This is a genomic window from Proteus sp. FZP2095, assembly GCF_023701425.1.
GTDB lineage: Bacteria > Pseudomonadota > Gammaproteobacteria > Enterobacterales > Enterobacteriaceae > Proteus > Proteus cibarius.
The window spans coordinates 110,878-135,332 of record NZ_JAMQBJ010000006.1 but is presented as its reverse complement, the minus strand read 5'-3'; the positions used below and the strand labels follow the sequence as shown (position 1 = coordinate 135,332).

Below are 24,455 nucleotides of genomic sequence, written 5' to 3'. Positions count from 1 at the left end.
AGCTTATCATGAAAAAAATATTGAACTTTATTAAATTATCATTTTTATTTTATTATCATAAAGTAATTTACACCTTTAATAAAAAAAAAGGTATAAACGAAAACTCAGATTTTATTATAAGTTTAACATCATTCGATAAAAGAATAAAACACCTTCATTTAGTAGTTGAAAGCCTATTAAGACAAAATTACAAACCCAAGAAAATATACTTATGGCTTTCATCGATAGATATAAAAAACAAAAACAGTTTGAATAAATTAAGAAAGCTAGAATCAAGAGGATTATCTATTAAACTTGTTGATGAAAATATAAAATCTTACAAAAAACTTATTTATACATATGATGAAGTAATAAAAAAAGGGAAAAATATCAATTATATAATAACTGCTGATGATGATATTTTTTATCCTCCATATTGGAGTCAAAAATTAATAAATAAATCGAAAAAAGAACTATGTGTATCATGCTATAGAGGACACAACCTAAAGTATATTAATGATTCTTTTAATTATGAATATTCTATGAATAACAATACAAGTTTAAATAATCCATCATGGTCATTATTGCCTACAGGATGTTCGGGTGTGTGCTATCCAATTAATTCATTAAATGAATTTTTAATGGATTATAAATTTCTTGAGCTATCTCCAAATGGGGATGATATTTGGTTTAAAGCAGTTACTCTTAGTAGTGGATTTAAATCATGTCGTATCGAAGAAAGTAATATACACTTTCCTCCTCTCATAACAAGTTTCGGATCAGGTTTATATGAAGAAAATGTCAAACAAGGAATGAATAATTCTAAATTGAATAAAACATTTGAATACTTTATTTCTAATAAGAAAATAAAAAATTTGAGTTATTTTAAATGAAAGAGATATTTTAATATGAAAATCACCATCTCCGGTACCGGCTATGTCGGTCTATCTAACGGAATACTTCTTTCCCAACACAACAAAGTTGTTGCGTTAGATATCAATAAAGAAAAAGTTGAATTACTTAACAAAAAAATCTCGCCAATTACAGACAAAGAAATTGAAGAGTTTTTAGCAACCAAAACGCTCGACTTTACAGCAACATTAAATAAAGAATTCGCTTATAAAGATGCCGAATTCGTTATCATTGCTACACCAACCGATTATGATCCTAAAACGAACTATTTCAACACCTCTTCTGTAGAGTCTGTCATTCGTGATGTTTTAGAATATAATCCAAATACCACAATGATTATTAAATCAACTATTCCTGTTGGTTTTACTAAAGAGATGAGAGAGAAATATAATACGAACAATATTATTTTCTCCCCTGAGTTCTTACGTGAAGGTCGTGCGCTTTACGATAATTTATACCCTTCTCGTATTGTGATTGGCGAACAATCAGAAAGAGCACAAAAATTTGCTGATCTTTTACAACAAGGTGCATTAAAGAAAGATATTGATGTTCTTTTTACTGATTCCACAGAAGCCGAAGCGATTAAATTATTTGCTAATACTTATCTAGCACTGCGTGTTGCTTTCTTTAATGAGCTAGATAGCTATGCCGAATCTTATGGCCTAAATGCAAAACAAATTATTGAAGGTGTCTGCTTAGATCCACGTATTGGTAATCACTATAACAATCCATCATTCGGTTACGGCGGTTACTGCTTACCAAAAGATACTAAGCAACTCTTAGCAAACTACGACTCTGTACCTAATAATATTATTAGTGCAATCGTGGAAGCAAACCGCACTCGTAAAGATTTTATTGCAGACTCTATTATTGCAAAATCGCCAAAAATCGTCGGTGTTTATCGCTTAATTATGAAATCAGGTTCTGATAATTTCCGCTCATCATCAATCCAAGGCATTATGAAACGCATTAAAGCCAAAGGGATTGAAGTGGTGATTTATGAGCCAGAAATGAAAGAAGAAACCTTCTTTAACTCAAAATTAGTTCGTGATTTAAATGAGTTTAAAGCAATGTCTGATATCATTATTACCAATAGAATGTCATCAGCACTAAACGATGTTGAAGAAAAAGTTTATACTCGTGACCTCTTTGGTAATGATTAATGAATAATGAAATTTTTTCTATTATAATGCCTGCATATAATGCAGAAAAAACTATATTTTATAGTATTGAGTCTATACTGAACCAGACTTATTCAAATTTTAAAATTTATATTATAAATGATAATTCTTGCGATAAGACTGAAAATATAATTCTTTCTTTTTCAGATGAAAGAATTATATATATTAAAAATAAAAAGAACATGGGTGTTTCTTTATCTAGAAATATTGGAATAAAATTATCTAAAGGTAAGTTTATTGCATTTTTAGATAGTGATGATCTCTGGGTTCCTAATAAGTTAGAAGAGCAATATAAGAAACTAATTAATGGCTGGGATGTTGTTTGTTCCAATTACACAACCTTTGATGAAACAAATCAAATAAAGCATAGAGTCTCTCCTGAAATAATCAATTACTCTGATATGCTTTTATCTAACTTTATTGGCAATCTTACTGGAGCTTATAATAAGGATAACATAGGAAAAGTTTATCAAAAAAATAAAGGTCACGAAGATTATATCATGTGGCTAGATATTTTAAAGAAAAGTAAAAAAGCATACTGTATCCAAAAACCACTAGCTAAATATAGAATATCTGAAAAATCCTTATCAGGAAATAAATTAAAAGCAATGCAATGGCAATGGTCTATCTATCGAAATGAATTAAATTTATCTTTTATAAAATCATCTTATTATTTTATTAATTACATTTATAATGCTTTAAAGAAGAGAAAATAGCTATGCTAACAATCATCGGTGGTTCAGGTTTTATTGGCACACGCCTTTCAGATCAATTAACTAAAGAAAATATTGAATTTAAAATTGTAGATATTGCTAAAAGTGAAAAATATCCTGAAAAATGGGTATTTGGTGATGTAACAAAACCAGAGACATTACTTGAACCATTAAAGGGTTCTGATGTTATTATCAACTTAGCAGCACAACATAAAGATAATGTTCATCCTATTAGTTTATATTATGAAGTTAATGTAGATGGAGCTAAAAATGTTTGTGATGTTGCTGAACAGTTAAATATTAAACATATCGTATTTACTTCATCTGTTGCTGTATATGGATTTGTTGAAAAAGAAACGGGTGAAGATGGTGAGTTTCATCCATTTAACGATTATGGTAAATCTAAACTTGATGCAGAACATCAATATGAAGCATGGTATAAGAAAAACCCTTCAAATACTTTAGTAGTGATCAGACCAACGGTTGTTTTTGGTGAAGGAAATAGAGGCAACGTTTATAATTTATTCCGTCAAATAGCGTCGGGTAAATTTTTAATGGTGGGTTCAGGTAATAATAAAAAATCTATGGCTTATGTAGAAAACATCGCTGCTTTCTTAAAATTTGCTACTAAAATAGAATCTGGCCATCATATATTTAATTATATTGATAAACCTGATTTTACTATGAATGAATTGACAGATATCATTTATACAGCTTTAGATAAACGACATACCCACATTAAAGTTCCTTATGCTATTGGATTACTTGGTGGATATTGTTTTGATATTCTTTCTAAAGTTACAGGTAAAGAATTCCCTGTAAGCAGTATTCGAATCAAAAAATTCTGTGCTCGCACTCAATTTAAATCAAATAGTATTACTAATACTGATTTTAAAGCGCCAGTTACTCTTGAGCAAGGTATTGCTAACACAGTTAAAAATGAATTTTTATAATAGATTAATTTTAAATAGTCTTTATATTAACAAATAATTAAAATACACCCTACACTTCTCTACTTATTTTCTAATAAAAAATTAATTTTATATTAATTTAATAAGTATATGATCCTTATGATTGCTAAATATACTATACCTTTACTAAAGAGTGAGAATTAACACTAAAATATTTATTTTTATTCTAGTATAGTGAAATTATATAAATACATATACTTTAGATAAGAGAAACCATGAAAATCACCATCTCCGGTACCGGCTATGTCGGTCTATCTAACGGAATACTTCTTTCCCAACACAACAAAGTTGTTGCGTTAGATATCAATAAAGAAAAAGTTGAATTACTTAACAAAAAAATCTCTCCAATTACAGATAAAGAAATTGAAGAGTTTTTAGCAACCAAAACGCTCGACTTTACGGCAACACTAGATAAAGAGTTCGCTTATAAAGATGCGGATTTTGTTATCATTGCCACACCAACCGATTACGACCCTAAAACAAACTACTTTAATACCTCTTCAGTAGAGTCTGTTATTCGTGATGTTTTAGAATATAATCCAAACACGACAATGATTATAAAATCAACCATTCCTGTTGGTTTTACGAAAGAAATGAGAGAGAAATATAATACAGATAATATTATTTTCTCCCCTGAATTCTTACGTGAAGGTCGTGCACTTTACGATAATTTATATCCATCTCGTATTGTGATTGGTGAACAATCAGAAAGAGCACAAAAGTTTGCAGACCTTTTACAACAAGGCGCACTGAAAAAAGATATTGATGTTCTGTTCACTGACTCCACAGAAGCAGAAGCCATCAAATTATTTGCTAATACTTATTTAGCACTACGTGTTGCTTACTTTAATGAGCTTGATAGCTATGCAGAATCTTACGGTTTGAACTCAAAACAAATCATCGAGGGCGTCTGTTTAGATCCGCGTATTGGTAACCATTATAATAATCCATCGTTTGGTTATGGTGGTTACTGCTTACCAAAAGACACTAAACAACTATTAGCAAACTATGATTCTGTTCCTAATAATATTATTAGTGCAATCGTTGAAGCTAACCGCACACGTAAAGATTTTATTGCAGACTCAATTATCGCTAGATCACCAAAAGTCGTAGGTGTTTATCGTTTAATTATGAAGTCCGGTTCTGATAACTTCCGCTCTTCGTCTATCCAAGGCATTATGAAACGCATTAAAGCCAAAGGCATTGAAGTGGTGATTTATGAGCCTGAAATGAAAGAAGAAACCTTCTTTAACTCAAAGTTAGTTCGTGATTTAAATGAGTTCAAATCAATTTCTGATGTCATTATTACCAATAGAATGTCATCAGTGCTAAACGACGTTGAAGAAAAAGTTTATACTCGTGACCTCTTTGGTAACGACTAAATCTATTTCATATGCTCAATATCGTCTTATTTGAACCCGAAATTCCACCGAATACGGGTAATATTATTCGCCTGTGTGCTAACACAGGCTTTCATCTTCATCTAATCCAACCATTGGGTTTTACTTGGGATGATAAGCGTCTGCGTCGTGCAGGGCTTGATTATCGTGAGTTTGCTGATATTAAACAGCATCATGATTACTATACTTTTTTAGAAAGTGAAGGTTTAAACCCTGATAATGCACAATCACCAACAGGTGCACGTGTATTTGCGTTAACGACAAAAGGTACACCAGCACATAGTAATGTGAGCTATCAAGATGGAGATTATCTCCTTTTTGGACCTGAAACTCGTGGTTTACCGCCTTACGTGTTGGATAATATGCCGACTCAGCAGAAAATCAGAGTTCCAATGCTTGCTGATAGCCGTAGTATGAACCTATCAAATACTGTAGCGGTTGTGGTTTTTGAAGCATGGCGTCAACTTGGTTATCCTGGTGCATTACTAAGAGACTGAAATGCAAAAAGCGCTGATCATAAATAATGACTAGCGCTTTTTTAATTTCAAATGACTAAAAATCTAACTTATTACTCTGACAGTTGTCTGATCTCAGCAACAACTTTAGTAATATACCTACACCCTTCCCCCACATCCTTTAATACCAATGCGTGAGCACCAATCACTGCATTATCACCTATCTCTATCTCTCCGCCAATAATCGAAGAATTACAACCAATATAAACATGGTTACCAACTCGAATATCTGCTTTGCCATCTTTTTCTTTTACTCCAATGGTGACACCTTGCATTAACGTCACGTTCTCACCTAATTGGCAGTAATTGGTCAGTACGATCCCTATGGGATGTGGTAATGAAAGACCTTTACCTATGCGTGTTCTTAGTGAAATATCGTTGCAGTACTTGCGATTATTTTTAGCGCCAATACGAATGCCAAGTTTTTTGAGAAAACGACTTTTAGAGAAATAAAAGAATTGGGCGACACGCCACCAAAATAGATAACGTGAACGTTGGCAGAAAAAGACGCGATGAAATAGTCTCACCCAACTAAAAGGCTTGTTATCACCGATATATTCAGCATGTAAACAAGCCTTCAGCTCAGAGAGTGTAACTTCAGTTAATGCCATTAAATGCCATCACCACATTCAAAACCGGGCACCACACCATTAAAGTGTTGATCCATATCGAGTGAAGGCTTGTCACTCGTTGGCTTACCGACAATGCGGGCAGGAACTCCTGCAACAGTGGTATGAGCAGGAACTTCATGTAATACCACAGAGCCAGCACCAATTTTGGCACCACGGCCAATCTCAATATTGCCGAGTATTTTAGCACCCGCTCCAATCATTACACCTTCGCGTACTTTAGGGTGACGATCACCACAAGTTTTACCTGTACCCCCTAAAGTCACAGATTGTAAAATAGAAACATCGTTCTCAACAATCGCAGTTTCACCAATCACAATGCCCGTTGCGTGATCAAGCATAATACCGTGACCAATACGTGCAGCAGGGTGAATATCGACACCAAAGGTCACAGAAATTTGATTTTGCAGATAAACGGCAAGCGCTTTACGATCTTGGTTCCATAACCAATGGGCTATACGATAAGCTTGTAAGGCATGAAAACCTTTTAGATAAAGCAGAGGTGTAGAGTATTTATCAACAGCGGGATCGCGTAAACGAACGGCTGAAATATCATAAGCTGCTGATTCAATCATAGAGTTATCACTACGATAGGCTTCTTCAACAATCTCACGAACAGCAATCGCAGGCATAGTCTGAGTTGCCAGCTTGTTCGCCAGCATATAGCTTAAGGCACTGCCTAAGTTTTCATGCTTGAGTAATGTCGCATGGAAGAAACTCGCCAAAATCGGCTCGCAATCTGCCAAACATCTTGCTTCATCTTTAATATGATCCCAGACTCTTTTTAGTTCTTCTAGCGACATACTCACTCTCATTCTTTTTACATTGAAGCCTAAGTAAAAACTTAGGCTTCTTATGTTTAAAACAGAAATAAATAACTATCTAAAATAGACTTAGAAAAGATTGCTGTCTATCTCATCTTTCGTTGCACGGCCTAATAAAGATAATGCCGCTTCTTTGGCATCTTTATGCTGGTATAAAATTTGGTAGATCTGCTCTGTGATAGGCATTTCAACACCAACTTGTTCTGCTAATGCGCGAACTTCTTTAGTATTGCGATAACCTTCAACGACTTGCCCAATTTTTTCTTGAGCGGTATCGACATCAAAACCTTGGCCTAGCATCATACCAAATCGACGATTACGAGATTGGTTATCAGTACAGGTTAAAACTAAATCACCTAAACCCGCCATTCCCATAAACGTTGCCGCATCTGCACCTAATGCTTTACCTAAACGGCTCATTTCGGCAAGTCCACGGGTGATCAGCGCTGTACGCGCATTCGCACCAAAACCCATACCATCAGACATACCCGCACCAATCGCAATCACGTTTTTTACTGCACCACCTAATTGCACACCGATAAAATCAGGATTTTTATAAACACGGAAACTTTTGCCACAATGGAAAAGCTGTTGAAGCTCTTCAGAGAACGTATTATCCGTTGATGCCACAGAAATCGCAGTGGGTAAACCAGCGGCAAGCTCTTTAGCAAAAGTAGGGCCTGATAAAACTGCTAGCGGGATTTCATTACCTAATACTTCACGCGCTACATCTTGCAACAAGCGACCAGTATGAGCCTCAAGTCCTTTTGTCGCCCAAACAACACGTGCATCCTGACGTAAAAAGGGTTTGATCTGTTGTAATACATCACCAAAAACATGGCTTGGGATCACAACAAGAATATTACGGCTGGCTTCAATGGCTTTTTGCAAAGAAGCTTCCATGTATAAACTATCAGGAAAGGAAACATCGGGCAGAAATGCCTGATTACAGCGTGCTTGTTCTAACGCTGCAACATGCTCAGGATCATGACCCCAAAGTACGACGTCATGACCATTGCGCGCTAAGGTAATCGCTAAAGCGGTGCCGTATGAACCGGCACCGATAACTGTCATAGAAGCGTTCATTAAGCTTCTTCAGCCCCTTCATTAGCAGCATCAGTTTGTTGCTGTTGTAAATAGTTCATAAACAACGCATCAAAGTTAACAGGTGCTAAGTTCAGTTGTGGGAAAGTACCACGGCTAACTAAGTTAGTGATACATTCACGAGCGTAAGGGAACAGAACGTTAGGGCAATATGCACCTAAGCAATGTGCCAGTTGAGTGCCTTCGATACCTTCAACGGTAAAGATACCTGCTTGTTGAACTTCACACAGGAATGCAGTTTCGTTATCCATTGTTGCGGTTACAGTAACGCGCAGAATAACTTCATATACGTTTTCAGCTAAAGTATTAGAAGAAGTATCCAGATCTAATTTAACTTCTGGTTGCCACTCTTTTTGGAAAACTTGTGGGGCATTAGGCGCTTCAAAAGAGATATCTTTTGTATAGATACGTTGAATTTGAAAAGTCATCTCTTGGTTTTGCTGTTCTGACATAATAATCTTACCTTTTTATATCCTTATTAATTGAATAGCAGTAAGTATAGAACTCAATCTGCCCGCTCGTTACTTTTTACCTTTAGCCAGTGGTAAATTCTCACCACTCCAGCCTGAAAGACCATCTTTTAAGATAAAGACTTTTTCAAAACCGAGTTTAATTAGGCTTTCTGCAGGTTTTGCACCTTCAATACCTGATGGTGACACAACAATAACTGGCTGTGATTTATATTTCTCCAGCTCAGCAATATTATTATTTTTGATTTCAGAAGGCGTTAAATTGATAGAATCAATGATGTGTCCTTTACGGAATTCATCACGGCTACGGATATCAACACACACCGCATTCTCTTTGTTTATCAAAGAAATCGCTTCTGTACGGGAAATATTTTTCGTCTTAGAAAAAAGCCCTTTAAAGGTCAATACAATGACCGCCACCAGCAACGCTACCCAAACAAAGCTTAACAGGGTGTGCCGGTTGAAAAATTGCATTACTTCTTGCAGCATAGGATGCAATCACTCTCGTTGGTTAAAAATAGTATCAAAGAGCCAAAGTATACCTTTGTCATGGCTCAATTACAGCCTATTCCTGCTTTTCTCTTTCTATTTTTGCGGAAAGTTTCTCAACAATCATTTTTTTTATTGACGGATTTATGTACCATTAGTGTCGGTTCCGTGAAAAATGATGAATTGAAAAGGCCTTACCTTTTTACTCTACAGGATCCCTCTTAAGGCAAGCTATTAATAAATCAGCATCCCTAATTGGCTACTTACGTATAAAATCTCCCATATTACGTAAGATTTATACCTGTCTGAGATACAACAACTATCTGTTATTTATTTAAAAGTATTGAGAACACGAGCATGTCGCAAACAAATCAAGTGCCTAAAATTGGATTCGTTTCATTAGGTTGTCCTAAAAATTTAGTGGACTCTGAACGTATCCTAACCGAACTGCGTACAGAAGGTTATCAAGTTGTTCCTACCTATAATGATGCTGATTTAGTCATCGTCAACACCTGTGGGTTTATTGACAGCGCAGTACAAGAATCGCTAGAAGCGATTGGTGAAGCACTCGATGAAAATGGTAAAGTTATTGTTACTGGCTGTTTAGGTGCAAAAGAGAACCAAATTCGTGAAGTGCACCCTAAAGTACTTGAGATCACAGGGCCCCATAGTTATGAACAAGTTTTATCTCATATTCACCACTATGTGCCAAAACCTGATCACAACCCTTTTCTCAGCCTTGTTCCTGAACAGGGTGTAAAATTAACGCCTCGTCATTATGCGTATTTAAAAATCTCTGAAGGTTGTAATCACCGTTGTACTTTCTGCATCATCCCATCAATGCGAGGTGATTTAGACAGTCGTCCAATTGGTGAAGTCTTAGGTGAAGCTAAAAGATTAGTTAATGCAGGAGTAAAAGAGTTACTTGTTATCTCTCAAGATACTTCTGCTTATGGTGTTGATACTAAACATCAAACAGGTTTTTGGGATGGAATGCCTGTCAAAACCAGTATGGTCAGTTTATGTGAACAACTGGCAAAATTAGGTATTTGGGTTCGCTTACATTATGTTTATCCATATCCACATGTTGATGATGTCATTCCTTTAATGGCAGAAGGTAAAATTCTACCTTATTTGGATATTCCGCTTCAGCATGCCAGCCCTAAGATTTTAAAACTGATGAAACGCCCAGGTGCTGTTGAGCGTACATTAGAGCGAGTAAAACGCTGGCGTGAAATTTGCCCTGAATTAACCTTACGTTCTACCTTTATTGTTGGTTTCCCGGGTGAAACAGAAGAAGATTTCCAAATGCTATTGGATTTCCTCAGCGAAGCTCGCCTTGATCGCGTAGGTTGCTTTAAATACAGCCCTGTTGATGGTGCGAAAGCAAATGAATTAGCCGATCAAGTACCTGAAGAAGTGAAAGAAGAGCGTTATCATCGCTTTATGCAATTACAGCAGCAAATTTCGACTGAACGCCTGCAAGAGAAAATCGGCAAAGTGTTGCTTGTTATGATTGATGAAGTGGATGAGGAAGGTGCAATTGGTCGTAGTATGGCCGATGCACCTGAAATTGATGGTGCTGTTTACCTCAATGAGCAATTTGATGTAGAACCAGGACAAATCGTTCGTGTTCTTATTGAACATGCAGACGAATATGATCTTTGGGGCACTATCGTCGAATAATCTCTCTCGTGGACAGCGTGATATTCTATTGCGCTGTCACACAGGATCTCTCTTTTTTACTCTCTCCTATTATTATTGCTTTATAATCTCTTATTAATTGAATAGATTACCTGTTAGGTATTATCTGAAATTTCGGCTTTATTTCGTGTTAACTGGTCAGTTGTTTGGTGGCATGGAATAATCTTACAAACTGTTATGAAAGGTACGTTGGTCAGATGGCAAAGAAAATGGATCTTCAAAAAAAAACACATCCGTCTTATCGTGTATTTTCTTTACCGTTAATCACGTTGCTTATTAGCACCTCTCTTTTTTCTGCCCCTCCTGTTTTTGCTAACACAATAACGGATAACCGCAATCAGCTAAAAGATCTACAAACCACGATTGCAGAAAAAGAAAAACAGGTTCAAGAACAACAAAAACAACGCACGGCCCTTCTTAGTCAATTAAAAACACAAGAAACTCAAATTTCTAGTGCAGGTCGTGCTGTGCATGAAACCCAAAATCGCCTACAAACATTAGGTAAAGAGATAAAAACCATTACCGCAAATATTGCTCGCTTACAAAAACAGTATCAGTCACAACAAGAGTTATTAGCGCGTCAAATGGATGCTGCGTATCGTCAAGGTAAACACCAAGGTATTGAGCTCTTATTTCGTGGTGAAGAAGGCCAGCGTGAAGAGCGTATTTTAGCGTATTACAGCTATATTAATGATGCTCGCAAAGAAACAATGGCAGAGCTTGCTCAAACATCAAAAGAGCTTGAGGCAGAAAAAGCAGCGCAACAAGCAAAACAGAACGAGCAAAAGCAGGTTCTCACTAAACAACAGCAAGAAAAACAAAAGCTTGATAACGCATTAGCTGCTCGACAAAAAACGCTGACCCAACTTGAATCAACCTTAAAAGCAGATCAGAAAAACTTAGCCACCATGCGAGCTAATGAAGCTCAATTAAGAAATAAAATTGCTCAAGCTGAGCGAGAAGCCAAAGCACGAGCAGAGCGTGAAGCACGAGAAGCAGCACGCATTGCAGCCAAACAACGAGAAGCCCAACAGCGTGGTTCAACCTATAAACCAACAGCTGAAGAGCAGTCATTAATGTCACGTACTGGTGGTTTAGGTAAACCTGCGGGACAAGCTATTTGGCCTATTAGGGGCTCTTTATTACACCGTTTTGGTGAGTCTATTTCTGGCTCTGGCGAATTACGCTGGAAAGGAATTGTGATACCAGCAGCACAAGGTACGGAAGTAAAAGCCATTGCTGATGGCCGTGTATTATTAGCAGATTGGCTTCAAGGTTATGGCTTGGTCGTCGTGGTTGAACATGGTAAAGGTGATATGAGCCTTTATGGTTATAACCAAAGCGCTTTAGTGAATGTTGGTCAACAGGTTAAAGCAGGCCAATCTATCGCTTTAGTTGGTAACAGTGGTGGACAAGAGCGTTCAGCACTCTATTTTGAAATTAGACGTCAAGGAAAAGCAGTAAACCCTGTTCCTTGGCTTGGGAGGTAGGTTTGAAATTACTTGGCACATTACAACGCAAGCGCTCTTTTCTACTTAGTTTAATGTTGCTAAGTCTGGTTGTAAGTACACCTGCATTTGCAGCCAAATTAGCCATTGTGATTGATGATTTTGGTTATCGTAAAAAAGAAGATAACCAAATTTTACAGCTTCCTACTGCGGTTTCTATCGCTATTTTGCCTGATTCGCCTCATGGAAAAGAAGTGGCGACTAAAGCCCATGCACAAGGGCGTGAAATTCTGATCCATATGCCAATGGCGCCAATTAGTAAACAACCTCTAGAGCGCGATACCCTAAAACCGTCAATGGATCAGAACGAAATTAATCGTATTATTCAACATGCTATTAGTAATGTTCCTTACGCTGTCGGTATGAATAACCATATGGGCAGTGCGATGACATCGGATAGACAAGCAATGGATAGGGTTATTAAAGCGCTTAATCACTCTAATCTCTATTTTTTAGATAGCGTGACCATCGGTAATACACAAGCTGCTATTGCCGCTAAAGCCGCAGGAGTTCCTTCTTTGCGTCGCCATGTTTTTCTCGATAACGTACAAACTGAAGCAGAAACTCGCCAACAACTTGCCCGCGCTATTGCTTTAGCACGGAAAAATGGCTCTGCCATTGCTATCGGACATCCTCATCCCTCAACGGTTAGAGCATTACAGCAACAGTTACCTTTACTACCTGCTGATATTCAACTAGTCGCACCAAGTGCGCTACTAAAACCACAGATAGAAAAACCAATACAACCAGAGCCGCCAAAAGTTGTCCCGCCAACAGAGCAACCGAAAGAGCCAAAACCTGCATCTTGGTTAAAGCCAGCGCAAGAAGCGATTATTTCGATGAAAAAAAGTACGCTAATTAATACATTATCCAGTGGATTTAGCTCATCAGAAAAAAAGAAATTACCCGACATATCTGATCCTAATGGAATTGGTGAAGTTGAAAACTAATGCAATAAAAAAGAGCCTTAAAAGGCTCTTTTTTACTTAAAGATCACGCATTACTGCCAATCTAAAATAACTTTACCTGATTGACCTGAACGCATGATATCAAAACCTTTTTGGAATTCATCAATTGGAAATTGATGAGTAATAATTGGAGAGAGATCAAGGCCGGACTGAATAAGTGCAGCCATTTTATACCATGTTTCAAACATCTCACGTCCATAGATACCTTTAATAAACAAACCTTTAAAGATAACTTGTCCCCAATCAATTGCCATATCAGAAGGAGGAATACCCAACAGCGCAATACGACCGCCATGATTCATGGTATTAAGCATGGTACGAAACGCAGGTGGCGCGCCTGACATTTCTAATCCCACATCAAAACCTTCTGTCATCCCCAATTCTTTCATAACATCCATTAGGTTTTCTTTGCTGACATTCACGGCTCTGGTAACACCCATTTTTTTCGCGAGATCAAGACGATATTCATTAACATCGGTGATCACCACATGACGAGCCCCAACATGCTTACAAATTGCAGCAGCCATAATCCCAATAGGGCCAGCGCCTGAAACCAGAACATCTTCACCCACTAAATCAAAAGATAACGCGGTATGCACGGCATTACCAAAGGGATCAAAAATAGCCGCTAATTCATCAGGAATATTGTCTGGGATTTTAAACGCATTAAAGGCAGGGATAACCAAATATTCAGCAAAACAGCCTGGGCGATTTACACCTACACCAATGGTATTGCGACATAAATGAGTACGACCGCCACGACAATTACGGCAATGACCGCAAGTGATATGCCCTTCACCCGAGACACGATCACCAATATTAAAGCCTTTCACTTCTTGCCCTATCGCAACAATTTCGCCGATATACTCATGGCCTACAACCATAGGAACAGGAATTGTTTTTTGTGACCACTCATCCCAGTTATAAATATGAACATCAGTGCCACAAATTGCTGTTTTGCGAATTTTGATCATCACATCGTTATGACCAAGCTCAGGCACTGGAACATCGGTCATCCAGATACCTTCTTGTGCTTTTAATTTTGACAATGCTTTCATAGAGTAACCTTATGCAATCACATTAAGTTCTTTGCCAATTTTGATAAATGCCGCCACTGCACGCTCAATTTGTTCAGTAGTGTGTGCTGCTGACATTTGTGTACGAATACGTGCTTGCCCTTGAGGTACAACAGGATAGAAAAATCCTGTGACATAAATCCCTTCATCAAGTAAGCGTGTTGCAAATTCTTGGGCTAATTTAGCCTCTCCTAACATAACGGGGATAATGGCATGATCTGCGCCCGCCAATGTAAAACCCGCCGCACTCATTTTTTCACGGAAAAGTGAAGCGTTACGCCATAAACGAGCACGAATTTCATCACCTGATTTCAGCATATCTAAAACAGCAATAGAGGCCGAAACAATCGCAGGCGCTAACGAGTTAGAGAATAAATAAGGGCGAGAACGCTGACGCAACCACTCAACCACTTCTTTACGCGCTGCGGTATACCCACCAGAAGCACCACCTAACGCCTTACCTAAGGTACCTGTGATAATGTCGACTCTGCCCATCACATCACAATACTCATGAGTTCCGCGACCTTGTGCCCCCACAAAGCCTACAGCATGAGAATCATCGACCATAACAAGGGCACCAAATTCATCGGCTAAATCACAGATAGATTTTAGGTCTGCAATCACACCATCCATTGAAAATACACCATCTGTCGCGATCATAATGTGGCGAGCATTATCTGCTTTGGCTTTTTCAAGTTGAACGCGTAGCTCTGCCATATCGTTATTGGCATAGCGATAACGTTTAGCTTTACATAAACGCACACCATCAATAATAGAGGCATGATTTAAAGCATCAGAAATAATGGCATCTTCAGGGCCCATTAATGTTTCAAATAATCCACCATTCGCATCAAAGCAAGATGAATACAGAATGGCATCTTCCATTCCTAAAAATTCAGCAATTTTATTTTCTAATGTTTTATGTGAATCTTGAGTACCACAGATAAAACGTACAGAAGCCATACCAAATCCGTGGCTGTCCATACCTGCTTTTGCAGCTTCAATTAATTTTGGATGATTAGCGAGGCCTAAATAGTTATTAGCACAGAAGTTAATAACATGGCTTCCATCAGCAACTGCGATATCTGCGCTTTGTGAAGAAGTGATGATGCGCTCATTTTTAAAGAGGCCATCTTGACGAGTTTGTTCTAGTTGTTGATTAATTTGTTGGTAAAAAGTGGGAGTAGACATACTTTCTCCTAAGACAGCAATTCGAAAAGAGACAACTTAAATAGTTTGACTATAATATAGTCAGCATTGTTTCTTATTTTATGCCTTTGTTCTATTAAAAACGACAAATGTAAATAAATAATGTTATTTGTGTAATTAAGATCACTAATACGTTCTGCTTTTTTCGAGAATTTCAGTCTGTTGTTCCATGATGAATGCTACCGTTAAGGCTGTTCAGTGTTATTATAGACCTAGAGCTAATTTTTAGATTTTATATGAAGGGGTAGCCACATGATTATCGTCACTGGCGGTGCGGGTTTTATCGGCAGCAATATTGTTAAAGCATTAAATGATGAAGGTTATACTGATATCTTAGTTGTTGATAACCTTAAAGATGGTACCAAATTTGTGAATTTGGTTGATCTAAATATCACTGATTACATGGATAAAGAAGATTTTATTGCAAGCATTGTTGCTGGTGATGATTTCGGTGATATTGATGCGGTTTTCCATGAAGGTGCTTGCTCTTCCACGACTGAGTGGGATGGCAAATATATGATGGATAACAACTATCAATATTCTAAAGAGCTACTTCATTTTTGTCTTGAACGCCAAATTCCTTTCTTATATGCCTCTTCTGCTGCAACTTATGGTGGTCGTACAGATAACTTTATCGAAGATAGAAAATATGAAGCGCCTTTAAATGTCTACGGCTATTCAAAATTCTTATTCGATGAATATGTACGCCAGATTTTACCTGAAGCAGATTCAATGATTTGTGGCTTCCGTTATTTTAATGTTTATGGCCCCCGTGAAGGACATAAAGGTGGTATGGCGAGTGTTGCATTCCATTTAAATAACCAAGTCAATGCGGGTCAAAATCCAAAATTATTTGAAGGTAGCGAAACCTTCCAACGCGACTTTATTTACGTTGGAGATGTGGCTGCGGTTAATTTATGGTTCTGGCGCAATAATGTATCAGGTATTTTTAACTGTGGTACAGGTCGAGCTGAATCATTCCAAGCTGTTGCCGATGCTGTTATTGCTCATCATAAAGATAAAGATCTCTCTATCGAACATATTGAGTTCCCTGAGAAATTGAAAGGTCGTTACCAAGCCTTTACTCAAGCTGACCTGACAAATTTACGTAAAGCAGGTTATTCCGCACCTTTTAAAACAGTTGCTGAAGGCGTAGAGCTTTATATGCAATGGTTAAATCAAGGTAAGTAATCACTGTTTATGAAAATCTTTGTGGTAGGGCCTTCATGGGTCGGGGATATGATGATGTCCCAAAGTCTTTATCGTACATTGAAAGCATTACATCCTGCGGCAACGATTGATGTGATGGCACCTGCTTGGTGCCGTCCATTACTCGAAAAAATGCCAGAAGTTGATAATGCAATCCCGATGCCATTAGGTCATGGGGCTTTAGCCATTGGTGAACGTCGCCGTTTAGGAAAACAATTAAAAGAGAATGGTTACACACACGCTTACGTATTACCTAACTCGTTAAAATCTGCCTTAGTCCCTTTCTTTGCAGATATTCCTAAGCGCACTGGTTGGCGTGGAGAGATGCGTTATGGTCTATTAAATGATTTGCGACCTTTAAATAAAGATGCATTTCCTTTGATGGTTGAACGCTATGTTGCGCTCGCTTATGACAAGCAAAAAGTCCAAAAAGCGACTGATTTACCGCAACCTTTGTTATGGCCTAAGTTATCAGTTACCGAAAATGATATTGCTACCACATTAAGTCAATTTTCATTATCGACTCAACGCCCTGCTATTGGTTTTTGCCCTGGAGCTGAATTTGGCCCCGCAAAACGTTGGCCTCATTATCATTACGCCGCTTTAGCACAGAAACTGATTGAGCAAGGTTATCAGATCTTCTTGTTTGGCTCTAAAAAAGATAAAGAAGCAGGCGAAGAGATAAAACAAACCTTAACGCCAGAAGCACGTGAAGCCTGTTTTAATCTTGCTGGCGAAACCAGTCTTGAGCAGGCAGTTAATTTGATTGCATCTTGTAAAGCTGTGGTCAGTAATGACTCTGGTTTAATGCATGTTGCTGCCGCGTTAGAGCGTCCGTTAGTGGTGCTTTATGGCCCAAGTAGCCCTGACTTTACACCACCGTTATCACATAAAGCACGCGTGATCCGTTTAATTACGGGTTATCACAAAGTGCGTAAAGGGGATGCTGAACAAGGCTATCACCAAAGCTTAATCGATATTCAGCCAGAGAAGGTTTTTGCTGAATTAGCAAATTTACTGTCAACGGAGCCATCAGCGTGAAGCGGGTATTAATTGTTAAAACCTCTTCTATGGGCGATGTGTTACATACATTGCCAGCATTAACTGATGCAATAAATGTTTATCCTGATATTCGTTTTGATTGGGCCGTCGAAGAAGGTTTTGCACAGATCCCAAGCTGGCATCAAGCCGTTGATAGAGTTATTCCTGTAGCAATACGCCGTTGGCGAAAAAACTGGTTTAGTGCACCTATTCGTGCTGAGCGCGCACAATTTCGTCACGCTATTCAAAACCATCACTATGATGCCGTTATTGATGCACAAGGTTTACTAAAAAGTGCATTTTTGGTTACTCGATACGCCAAAGGCACTAAGCACGGTTATTCTCGTCAATGTTCCCGAGAGCCTTTAGCGAGTTTCTTTTACGATATTCGCCACAATGTCAGTAAAGAGATGCACGCCGTTGAGCGAATTCGTCAACTGTTTGCTTTAAGCTTAAATTATCCGACCCCACAATCTCAGGGTGATTATGGAATTGCACAGCATTTCCTCTCACTGCCATCCTTTGATAAACGCCCTTATTTAGTCTTTTTACACGCAACTACGCGTGATGAGAAACATTGGCCAGAATCCCATTGGCGAGAGTTAATTGCACTGCTTGCAGATTCCGGAGTACGCATTAAATTACCTTGGGGTGCAGAGCATGAGCATCAACGTGCAATACGTTTAGCAAGAGATTTTGACTATGTTGATGTGTTACCGAAGATGTCACTAGCCCAAGTGGCTCAGGTTATTGCTGGAGCTAAAAGCGTCGTTTCTGTGGATACGGGATTAAGCCATTTAACGGCTGCATTAGATAAACCCAATATCACTTTATTTGGCCCTACCGATCCCGGCTTAATTGGCGGTTACGGTAAAGCCCAAACGGCTGTAAAAGCAGAAGGTGGGGATATTGGGGAGATAAGCGCGCAAAAAATACTCAACATTCTCGATATTTAGCCTTATTAAACCCTAAAAGTTATTAGTCTTTTAGGGTTTGATTAACCGCACTAAAGACTTCATCAACCGAAATAAGATCCATTGATGCTTGTATTCCCTCATCTGGGTTAGGTCTCTTATTGATAATGGTATGCAAATGAAGATCTTGATAAGGCCCTGTCCATTTAGGGTTTGCTGTCGCAAATAAACTTACTGTCGGGCGTTGTAGTGTGATCGCTAAATGTAGAGGCCCTGTATCCCCTGTGACTAATACATCCATTATCTTTATTTGACTTAACAAATCAGGCAATGAAGTTTTACCCACTAGATTTTCAATATTGTTATGATATTTTTTTGGCAACAATACAAAAAACTCTTCTGGTAATTCTAATTCTCTGGGTGAACCAATTAACTTAATCTGTATTGATGGTTTACTCTCAATAAGCTTTTGCGCTAATTCAACAAAATATTTTACTGGCCATCTACGTTCTTGCGTTGATGCCCCCATCTGAAATCCAACAATATGATAGTGTCCTTTATCTAATTGTTCTATTTCACAAGGAATTTCCATTCTTGTATCAGAACTATCTATTCCTAAATAACGAATAATATTAAGTTTACTTTGGACAACATGACAATTAGGAGGTTGATACTCAGCAATAATCCATTTCTGAAACCATTTAGGAATAACATGAAAAGTATTACGCAATATATACTGACAACCTGCCACTACTGCAAACAGCACATCATAAGGAAGATGAGAATGGAGAATAACCGCTAATTCAGGTTTATATTTTTTAGCCTGTAAAGCAATAGGAAGTAGATTTTTTATCTTATTATCCCAATAAACTACGCTATCTATTTGGTCATAGTTTTCAACTAATAACCTATTCTTCTCACTTGAAACCAATGTAATATGTGCATCAGGATAGTGAGCTCGGATCGCTCTTATTGCTGGGGTATTAAACATAAAATCTCCCAGCGCGGTCGTAGAAAAAATAAGAATACTGTTAAATTGAATATCAGATGAAAATGTATCCGTTTTTTTCATCTTGCCAAAAAGTGGGTTATAAATATTTAGGAAGTTATGTACCCATTTTAATTTCTTCAACTTCATCTTATTTTGCCTGTACTTGATTTTGATAATACTCAGCTAACGTCATTCCATGCACTTTATCTGATAAGAAGCTAAATAAAGTTTCTAAGTCGTTATATAACCCTTCAATATCTTTTTCGGTACGAAAGGTTGGACTACCACCCGGCATAAATTCAGAGGAGTGCAACATAAATTCAATATGAGAGTGACCTTGAGCTAAAGATTTTTCAGCAACATCAATCATCTGTTGAGCATTGCCACCTTTAGGGCGGAGCCAATTCACTGAAGGCGCACGTTGCTTACCTCTCAATTTATCGTAGCCTTGCTTAATTTTATTCATAAAAGGTGAGTGCTTATATTGGATACTCATTGGCACTTCTAGCAACGAAGAATTACCTGGTTTAGTGATATCCTGCAAGTCCATAAAATAAGCATGACTTGGAAAATCGGTGTAATTTGTTCCACCGGATTGTGCGGGATCACCTTTAGTAAATCGCCAATCCACTTTAGGTGTCACAGAACAATCGACTTGGTAACCAAACTCAACCAAAAGTTGTGCATAAGTTTCGTTAAAAGCCCAACGACCCGCACGATGACTTAACATTTTGGTTTGCAGTTTATCTTCAAGTAACTGTGTCATTAATGCGATTTTCTCTCGCATTTGATCTTTGGGATATTCAATTAAATAAGGCTGATAATGTAAATCGTTGTCCGTTAAAGGTGTAATTGGTGGGCTATTCCAAGCATGTAAGTGCATACCAATTTCGCCCGTATTACGTGCAATAACATCACGAGCAAACTCAATATAGGCATCATCCATAACCATTTCATAGTTTGTTAACCAAACAGGTTTAAAATTAAAGCGCTCACAAAGTTGCTGAAAACGGGGAAGAAAGTGCGTATTTCGAGTGGTAATATCACGTTCATTTTCCCAAAGATTATCGCCTTCGGTATCTAATGTGATAATAAATGCTGGTTTAGTCATGCATTCCCCGCCAACTGATGGATTATAGGTTCATAATTGAATAAATTATTCTATGTTACGCAGTAGGAAACATCTATTCAATCAATATAAATACAGTATGGTAGATGCATTCCGTGGATTTGTTTACAATTAGAGTATCTCATTCAAGCTAAAGTAATTATGACAAATATAAATCAATCATTTAATAGAATACTGGTTATTAAACTCCAACATCATGGAGATATGTTATTAACGACACCCGTTATATGCTCATTAAAATCAGCTTATCCTAATGCGATGATTGATGTTTTATTATACAAAGAAACATTACCTATGCTTGAGCACAACCCATTAATCAATAATATTTTTTATCTTGATCGTAATTGGAAACATCAAGGTAAGTTGACTCGATTAAAAAAAGAGTGGGAACTTGGCCGAACATTACAAAAACAGCAGTACGACTTAGTGGTAAACTTAGCTGATCAATGGAAAGCAGCCATTTTTGCTTTACTTACCAAAGCAAAAACACGTTTAGGCTTTGAATTTGAAAAGCGTAAAGACAGCCAATTTTGGCAAACGTGCCATAACATCATTATTTCTACAGCAGATCATGGACAACTGCACACTGTTGAACAAAATCTGAGTATCCTGACACCACTTAATATTCCTATTATTTCGGATGTTATGATGGCTTATAGCGAAGCAGACAAACAGTGGTTAACTGAGACTATTGAAAAATATCATCTCCCTAAAAACTATATCGTTATACAACCAACATCTCGCTGGTTTTTCAAATGCTGGAATGAGGATAAAATGGCGACTTTGATTACACAACTTCAGCAAAGCCATTATTCTGTTGTTTTAACCTCAGGCCCAGAGAAAAAAGAATTGGAGATGATAGAAACTATTTTGGCACAATGTCCAAATAAAGAAGCTATAACGGTCTTAGCAGGCCAAACCTCTTTATCTCAATTAGCGGTATTAATTGATAATGCAGGGCTTTTTATTGGTGTTGATTCTGTTGCAATGCATATGGCTGCAGCATTAAAAACCCCTTTAGTTGCTCTTTTTGGTCCTTCTAAACTTGAGCATTGGCATCCTTGGCAAGCGATAGGCGAAACAATATGGGCTGGTGATTATGACGATATTCCACACCCAGATCATATAAAAACAGACACTCAACAACGCTATCTTTCCGCTATTCCTGTTGATGTAGTTTACAACACAGCTATAAGGCACTTATCTTAATGAATCACCCATTACGACTCGCCATTGTTCGACAAAAGTATCGTCCTGATGGTGGTGCTGAGCGCTTTATTGCCCGTGCATTAGATGCATTATCAAACGATGATCTTGAACTCAATGTGATCACTCGAGAATGGCAAGGTGATACCAATCCAGATTGGCATATTCACTTATGTAACCCACGAAAGTTAGGCAGAATTAGTCGAGAGTCAGGCTTCGCTAAGGCGGCAAGAGCGTGTTGGCAAGAAAATCATTTTGATATTGTTCAAAGTCATGAACGTATCGCAGGTTGTGATATTTTTCGGGCAGGTGATGGTGTGCACCGCCGATGGTTATTACAACGTCAACGAATATTGCCAAATTGGAAAGGTCGCTGGTTATTTTATGATAGATACCATCGCTATGTTATGAATGCAGAAAAGCAAATGTATGCTGATCCTGCATTAAAACAAGTTATTTGTAACTCACAGATGGTTAAAAATGAAATTATTGAGGATTTTGGCCTATCTGCCGATAAAATATCTGTTATTTATAACGCAATTGATCATAATGCTTTCGTACCTGCGACAAATTCTCAAAAATACGCATTAAAAACACAATATAATATTCCACAAGATGTGCCTTGCTTTATTTATGTAGGATCTGGCTTTGAACGTAAAGGATTAGCAGCTGCTATTTCAGCAATAGCAAAAACATCGGCTATATTGTTAGTTGTTGGAAGTGATAAAAATCAGCGAAGATACGAACAATTCGCGACACAATTAGGTTGTGAGCAACGTATTTTCTTTTTAGGTATGCAGAAAAAAACACTCGATTTTTATCAAATAGCGGATGCATTGTTGCTTCCTACTCTTTACGATCCTTTCCCTAATGTTATTCTTGAGGCATTATCGTGCGGTTTACCGGTGATCACCTCAACAACTTGTGGTGGCGCGGAATTTATTCAAAATGGTAAAAATGGATTTGTTTGTGATGCATTAGATATTTCAGCATTAACTGATGCAATTGTGCAGATCCCCCAAAATACAGCGTGGACTGAAATGTCACAGGTAGCGAGAGAGACTATCCTTCCCTATACGCCACAACGATTATCAGGCGAGCTTATTTCACTTTATAAACGGATATTAGCCTTGTGAGTCAACAACATATACTTTTTATTATTGATGGATTACCCGGTGGTGGCGCTGAAAATGTTACACTCAGGCTAGCCAACGGTTTTCATCAGGCTGGATACCAAGTCACATTGTTATCCTTACATAATAAATTAGCGTATGAACTACCTGATTTTATTGATTATATTGTTGATCATGATGACTATCGTGGTATCTTCAGAAAATTAACCGAAATACCTCGTAGAGCAAAATCACTTGATAATGTACTTATAAAGCTTTTTGCTAAGAAAGGACGTCCTGCGCTTGTTCTTTCTAATCTACACAAAACAGACCGTATTGTTTGCCGATCCAAACAACTAAAAAGCTGTAATGTTTGGTACTGTATTCATGGCATTTACTCTCAATCTTATCTTGGGAATAAATCTGGCTTTTCATATTGGTTGAAAAAAACCAAAATTCAGCGTGTTTATAAAGATAAAAATCTCGTTTGTGTATCTAACGCTGTTAAAGATGACTTAATAAATACAATTGACATTCGTGCTCACCAACTAAAGACCATCTATAACCCTTTTAATATTGAAGAAATACAGCAAAGAGCCACCCTTCCGAATGTATTTACTCAGCAAGAGTATATTTTACATGTTGGACGATTACATGAAGTTAAAAGGCAAGACAGATTAATTGAAGCCTTTGCGAAAGCGGATTTGCCTTGCCAATTAATCCTTTTAGGTGAAGGAACACCTGCCATTAAACAAAAATTAGAAGCACAAATAAAACAACTCAATCTAACACAGAAGGTTGTACTTGCTGGCTTTATCTCTAATCCGCTCCCTGCCATCAAAGATGCGAAGGTAGTCGCATTAAGTTCTGATAGCGAAGGACTTCCTACTGTATTAATTGAAGCTTTAATTTGTGGAACTCCTATCGTCAGTACTCAATGCCCAGGTGGAGTCAGCGAAATTATGACTGACGCGCTTTCTGATTATCTTTCTACAATGGATAGTGATTCTCTCGCTGAGAAACTTCGTTTCGCGTATTATTCACCACCTCAAATATTGCCATCATCCTATGCAAAATTTGAACTAAACCATATTTTAAAGCAGTATATCGCTTTAATTCCTTAATCCGCGCCTACTTGTTTTACACACTTTCTACCACACAGTGTGATACTATAAGCGTTCGTCCAGATAAGTGAATTTGA

24 protein-coding genes are annotated in these 24,455 nt (G+C 37.6%); 15 read left to right on the top strand and 9 right to left on the bottom strand.

From position 1 onward, the window contains the following. Window positions 1-8 precede the first annotated feature (8 nt). The 6 genes from NBG71_RS17725 to trmL all read left to right on the top strand — a co-directional run bounded on the left by NBG71_RS17725 (window position 9) and on the right by trmL (window position 5,653). Window positions 9-872, top strand: coding sequence for a hypothetical protein (locus tag NBG71_RS17725; RefSeq protein ID WP_164530248.1), 864 nt, complete (start codon window positions 9-11; stop codon window positions 870-872). A gap of 15 nt (window positions 873-887) precedes the next feature. Continuing rightward, on the top strand, window positions 888-2,054 hold the full coding sequence (locus NBG71_RS17720; RefSeq protein ID WP_250917059.1) for a nucleotide sugar dehydrogenase: 1,167 nt from the start codon (window positions 888-890) through the stop codon (window positions 2,052-2,054). After that, window positions 2,054-2,788 (top strand): glycosyltransferase family 2 protein, encoded by a 735-nt coding sequence (locus NBG71_RS17715; protein ID WP_238795299.1) that lies wholly within the window; start codon window positions 2,054-2,056, stop codon window positions 2,786-2,788. Before NBG71_RS17720 ends, NBG71_RS17715 begins: the two co-directional genes overlap by 1 nt. A 2-nt stretch (window positions 2,789-2,790) precedes the next feature. Continuing rightward, on the top strand, window positions 2,791-3,738 hold the full coding sequence (locus NBG71_RS17710; RefSeq protein ID WP_109406991.1) for an NAD-dependent epimerase/dehydratase family protein: 948 nt from the start codon (window positions 2,791-2,793) through the stop codon (window positions 3,736-3,738). Between the two features lie 233 nt (window positions 3,739-3,971). Then, window positions 3,972-5,138: a nucleotide sugar dehydrogenase gene (locus tag NBG71_RS17705; protein WP_223672804.1), complete on the top strand. Its 1,167-nt coding sequence runs from the start codon at window positions 3,972-3,974 to the stop codon at window positions 5,136-5,138. 11 nt (window positions 5,139-5,149) lie between these two features. Next, window positions 5,150-5,653, top strand: a complete 504-nt coding sequence (gene trmL / locus NBG71_RS17700; RefSeq protein ID WP_166539315.1) for a tRNA (uridine(34)/cytosine(34)/5-carboxymethylaminomethyluridine(34)-2'-O)-methyltransferase TrmL — start codon at window positions 5,150-5,152, stop codon at window positions 5,651-5,653. Window positions 5,654-5,724: 71 nt separating this feature from the next. Here the strand turns inward: trmL and NBG71_RS17695 are convergent, their stop codons facing one another. The 5 genes from NBG71_RS17695 to NBG71_RS17675 all read right to left on the bottom strand — a co-directional run bounded on the left by NBG71_RS17695 (window position 5,725) and on the right by NBG71_RS17675 (window position 9,187). Then, window positions 5,725-6,282: a serine acetyltransferase gene (locus NBG71_RS17695; RefSeq protein ID WP_099659485.1), complete on the bottom strand. Its 558-nt coding sequence runs from the start codon at window positions 6,280-6,282 to the stop codon at window positions 5,725-5,727. Continuing rightward, window positions 6,282-7,103, bottom strand: a complete 822-nt coding sequence (gene cysE, locus NBG71_RS17690) for a serine O-acetyltransferase (RefSeq protein WP_075674083.1) — start codon at window positions 7,101-7,103, stop codon at window positions 6,282-6,284. Before cysE ends, NBG71_RS17695 begins: the two co-directional genes overlap by 1 nt. Window positions 7,104-7,193: 90 nt before the next feature. Next, window positions 7,194-8,210, bottom strand: a complete 1,017-nt coding sequence (gene gpsA / locus NBG71_RS17685) for an NAD(P)H-dependent glycerol-3-phosphate dehydrogenase (protein ID WP_088494106.1) — start codon at window positions 8,208-8,210, stop codon at window positions 7,194-7,196. Continuing rightward, entirely contained in the window at window positions 8,210-8,680 is a 471-nt protein-coding gene (gene secB / locus NBG71_RS17680; RefSeq protein WP_006534205.1) for a protein-export chaperone SecB, read from the bottom strand. Before secB ends, gpsA begins: the two co-directional genes overlap by 1 nt. Window positions 8,681-8,749: 69 nt before the next feature. Next, a complete protein-coding gene (locus tag NBG71_RS17675; RefSeq protein WP_023583406.1) occupies window positions 8,750-9,187 on the bottom strand; it encodes a rhodanese-like domain-containing protein in 438 nt (145 codons plus the stop codon). 357 nt (window positions 9,188-9,544) lie between these two features. Between NBG71_RS17675 and rimO the strand changes: the two genes are divergently transcribed. The 3 genes from rimO (at window position 9,545) to NBG71_RS17660 (ending at window position 13,349) form a co-directional block, all read left to right on the top strand. Further along, window positions 9,545-10,873, top strand: a complete 1,329-nt coding sequence (rimO, locus tag NBG71_RS17670) for a 30S ribosomal protein S12 methylthiotransferase RimO (protein WP_099659486.1) — start codon at window positions 9,545-9,547, stop codon at window positions 10,871-10,873. A gap of 215 nt (window positions 10,874-11,088) precedes the next feature. After that, window positions 11,089-12,381, top strand: a complete 1,293-nt coding sequence (envC, locus tag NBG71_RS17665; RefSeq protein ID WP_099659487.1) for a murein hydrolase activator EnvC — start codon at window positions 11,089-11,091, stop codon at window positions 12,379-12,381. 53 nt (window positions 12,382-12,434) lie between these two features. Beyond that, window positions 12,435-13,349: a divergent polysaccharide deacetylase family protein gene (locus NBG71_RS17660; protein WP_231039570.1), complete on the top strand. Its 915-nt coding sequence runs from the start codon at window positions 12,435-12,437 to the stop codon at window positions 13,347-13,349. Between the two features lie 50 nt (window positions 13,350-13,399). Here NBG71_RS17660 and tdh read toward each other — a convergent pair whose 3' ends face one another. Next, the gene (gene tdh / locus NBG71_RS17655; protein ID WP_075674078.1) at window positions 13,400-14,425 is read right to left on the bottom strand and encodes an L-threonine 3-dehydrogenase; all 1,026 of its coding nucleotides are present in this window, start codon (window positions 14,423-14,425) and stop codon (window positions 13,400-13,402) included. A gap of 9 nt (window positions 14,426-14,434) precedes the next feature. Beyond that, complete coding sequence (locus tag NBG71_RS17650) at window positions 14,435-15,634, bottom strand: glycine C-acetyltransferase (protein WP_075674077.1); 1,200 nt, start codon at window positions 15,632-15,634, stop codon at window positions 14,435-14,437. 270 nt (window positions 15,635-15,904) lie between these two features. On the opposite strand from NBG71_RS17650, the gene rfaD reads away from it, so the two are divergent. From rfaD to rfaC, 3 genes are read left to right on the top strand one after another with little or no spacing between them, the layout of a single operon-like run. Beyond that, window positions 15,905-16,843: an ADP-glyceromanno-heptose 6-epimerase gene (rfaD, locus tag NBG71_RS17645; protein WP_099659491.1), complete on the top strand. Its 939-nt coding sequence runs from the start codon at window positions 15,905-15,907 to the stop codon at window positions 16,841-16,843. Window positions 16,844-16,852: 9 nt separating this feature from the next. Continuing rightward, window positions 16,853-17,902, top strand: coding sequence for an ADP-heptose--LPS heptosyltransferase RfaF (gene rfaF / locus NBG71_RS17640; RefSeq protein ID WP_250917058.1), 1,050 nt, complete (start codon window positions 16,853-16,855; stop codon window positions 17,900-17,902). Continuing rightward, window positions 17,899-18,858, top strand: a complete 960-nt coding sequence (rfaC, locus tag NBG71_RS17635; protein WP_164530242.1) for a lipopolysaccharide heptosyltransferase RfaC — start codon at window positions 17,899-17,901, stop codon at window positions 18,856-18,858. The genes rfaF and rfaC overlap by 4 nt, the downstream gene beginning before the upstream one ends. 22 nt (window positions 18,859-18,880) lie before the next feature. Here the strand turns inward: rfaC and NBG71_RS17630 are convergent, their stop codons facing one another. Both NBG71_RS17630 and NBG71_RS17625 read right to left on the bottom strand, forming a co-directional pair. Beyond that, window positions 18,881-19,954, bottom strand: a complete 1,074-nt coding sequence (locus tag NBG71_RS17630; RefSeq protein ID WP_164530241.1) for a glycosyltransferase family 9 protein — start codon at window positions 19,952-19,954, stop codon at window positions 18,881-18,883. A gap of 1 nt (window position 19,955) precedes the next feature. Continuing rightward, on the bottom strand, window positions 19,956-20,918 hold the full coding sequence (locus tag NBG71_RS17625; protein ID WP_164530240.1) for a polysaccharide deacetylase family protein: 963 nt from the start codon (window positions 20,916-20,918) through the stop codon (window positions 19,956-19,958). Between the two features lie 159 nt (window positions 20,919-21,077). On the opposite strand from NBG71_RS17625, the gene rfaQ reads away from it, so the two are divergent. The 3 genes from rfaQ to NBG71_RS17610 are packed head-to-tail and all read left to right on the top strand — an operon-like array spanning window position 21,078 to window position 24,378. Then, window positions 21,078-22,145, top strand: coding sequence for a putative lipopolysaccharide heptosyltransferase III (rfaQ, locus tag NBG71_RS17620; protein ID WP_159363666.1), 1,068 nt, complete (start codon window positions 21,078-21,080; stop codon window positions 22,143-22,145). Continuing rightward, entirely contained in the window at window positions 22,145-23,278 is a 1,134-nt protein-coding gene (locus NBG71_RS17615; protein WP_164530239.1) for a glycosyltransferase family 4 protein, read from the top strand. Before rfaQ ends, NBG71_RS17615 begins: the two co-directional genes overlap by 1 nt. Further along, complete coding sequence (locus tag NBG71_RS17610) at window positions 23,275-24,378, top strand: glycosyltransferase (protein ID WP_164530238.1); 1,104 nt, start codon at window positions 23,275-23,277, stop codon at window positions 24,376-24,378. Before NBG71_RS17615 ends, NBG71_RS17610 begins: the two co-directional genes overlap by 4 nt. The last annotated feature ends 77 nt before the right edge of the window (window positions 24,379-24,455 follow it).

What these genes read in the sequence shown, in the direction of transcription:
- NBG71_RS17725 (WP_164530248.1), top strand. Translation starts at nt 9, where the DNA reads ATGAAAAAAATATTGAACTTTATTAAATTATCATTTTTATTTTATTAT.
- NBG71_RS17720 (WP_250917059.1), top strand. Translation starts at nt 888, where the DNA reads ATGAAAATCACCATCTCCGGTACCGGCTATGTCGGTCTATCTAACGGA.
- NBG71_RS17715 (WP_238795299.1), top strand. Translation starts at nt 2,054, where the DNA reads ATGAATAATGAAATTTTTTCTATTATAATGCCTGCATATAATGCAGAA.
- NBG71_RS17710 (WP_109406991.1), top strand. Translation starts at nt 2,791, where the DNA reads ATGCTAACAATCATCGGTGGTTCAGGTTTTATTGGCACACGCCTTTCA.
- NBG71_RS17705 (WP_223672804.1), top strand. Translation starts at nt 3,972, where the DNA reads ATGAAAATCACCATCTCCGGTACCGGCTATGTCGGTCTATCTAACGGA.
- trmL (WP_166539315.1), top strand. Translation starts at nt 5,150, where the DNA reads ATGCTCAATATCGTCTTATTTGAACCCGAAATTCCACCGAATACGGGT.
- NBG71_RS17695 (WP_099659485.1), bottom strand. Translation starts at nt 6,282, where the DNA reads ATGGCATTAACTGAAGTTACACTCTCTGAGCTGAAGGCTTGTTTACAT.
- cysE (WP_075674083.1), bottom strand. Translation starts at nt 7,103, where the DNA reads ATGTCGCTAGAAGAACTAAAAAGAGTCTGGGATCATATTAAAGATGAA.
- gpsA (WP_088494106.1), bottom strand. Translation starts at nt 8,210, where the DNA reads ATGAACGCTTCTATGACAGTTATCGGTGCCGGTTCATACGGCACCGCT.
- secB (WP_006534205.1), bottom strand. Translation starts at nt 8,680, where the DNA reads ATGTCAGAACAGCAAAACCAAGAGATGACTTTTCAAATTCAACGTATC.
- NBG71_RS17675 (WP_023583406.1), bottom strand. Translation starts at nt 9,187, where the DNA reads ATGCTGCAAGAAGTAATGCAATTTTTCAACCGGCACACCCTGTTAAGC.
- rimO (WP_099659486.1), top strand. Translation starts at nt 9,545, where the DNA reads ATGTCGCAAACAAATCAAGTGCCTAAAATTGGATTCGTTTCATTAGGT.
- envC (WP_099659487.1), top strand. Translation starts at nt 11,089, where the DNA reads ATGGCAAAGAAAATGGATCTTCAAAAAAAAACACATCCGTCTTATCGT.
- NBG71_RS17660 (WP_231039570.1), top strand. Translation starts at nt 12,435, where the DNA reads ATGTTGCTAAGTCTGGTTGTAAGTACACCTGCATTTGCAGCCAAATTA.
- tdh (WP_075674078.1), bottom strand. Translation starts at nt 14,425, where the DNA reads ATGAAAGCATTGTCAAAATTAAAAGCACAAGAAGGTATCTGGATGACC.
- NBG71_RS17650 (WP_075674077.1), bottom strand. Translation starts at nt 15,634, where the DNA reads ATGTCTACTCCCACTTTTTACCAACAAATTAATCAACAACTAGAACAA.
- rfaD (WP_099659491.1), top strand. Translation starts at nt 15,905, where the DNA reads ATGATTATCGTCACTGGCGGTGCGGGTTTTATCGGCAGCAATATTGTT.
- rfaF (WP_250917058.1), top strand. Translation starts at nt 16,853, where the DNA reads ATGAAAATCTTTGTGGTAGGGCCTTCATGGGTCGGGGATATGATGATG.
- NBG71_RS17630 (WP_164530241.1), bottom strand. Translation starts at nt 19,954, where the DNA reads ATGAAGTTGAAGAAATTAAAATGGGTACATAACTTCCTAAATATTTAT.
- NBG71_RS17625 (WP_164530240.1), bottom strand. Translation starts at nt 20,918, where the DNA reads ATGACTAAACCAGCATTTATTATCACATTAGATACCGAAGGCGATAAT.
- rfaQ (WP_159363666.1), top strand. Translation starts at nt 21,078, where the DNA reads ATGACAAATATAAATCAATCATTTAATAGAATACTGGTTATTAAACTC.
- NBG71_RS17615 (WP_164530239.1), top strand. Translation starts at nt 22,145, where the DNA reads ATGAATCACCCATTACGACTCGCCATTGTTCGACAAAAGTATCGTCCT.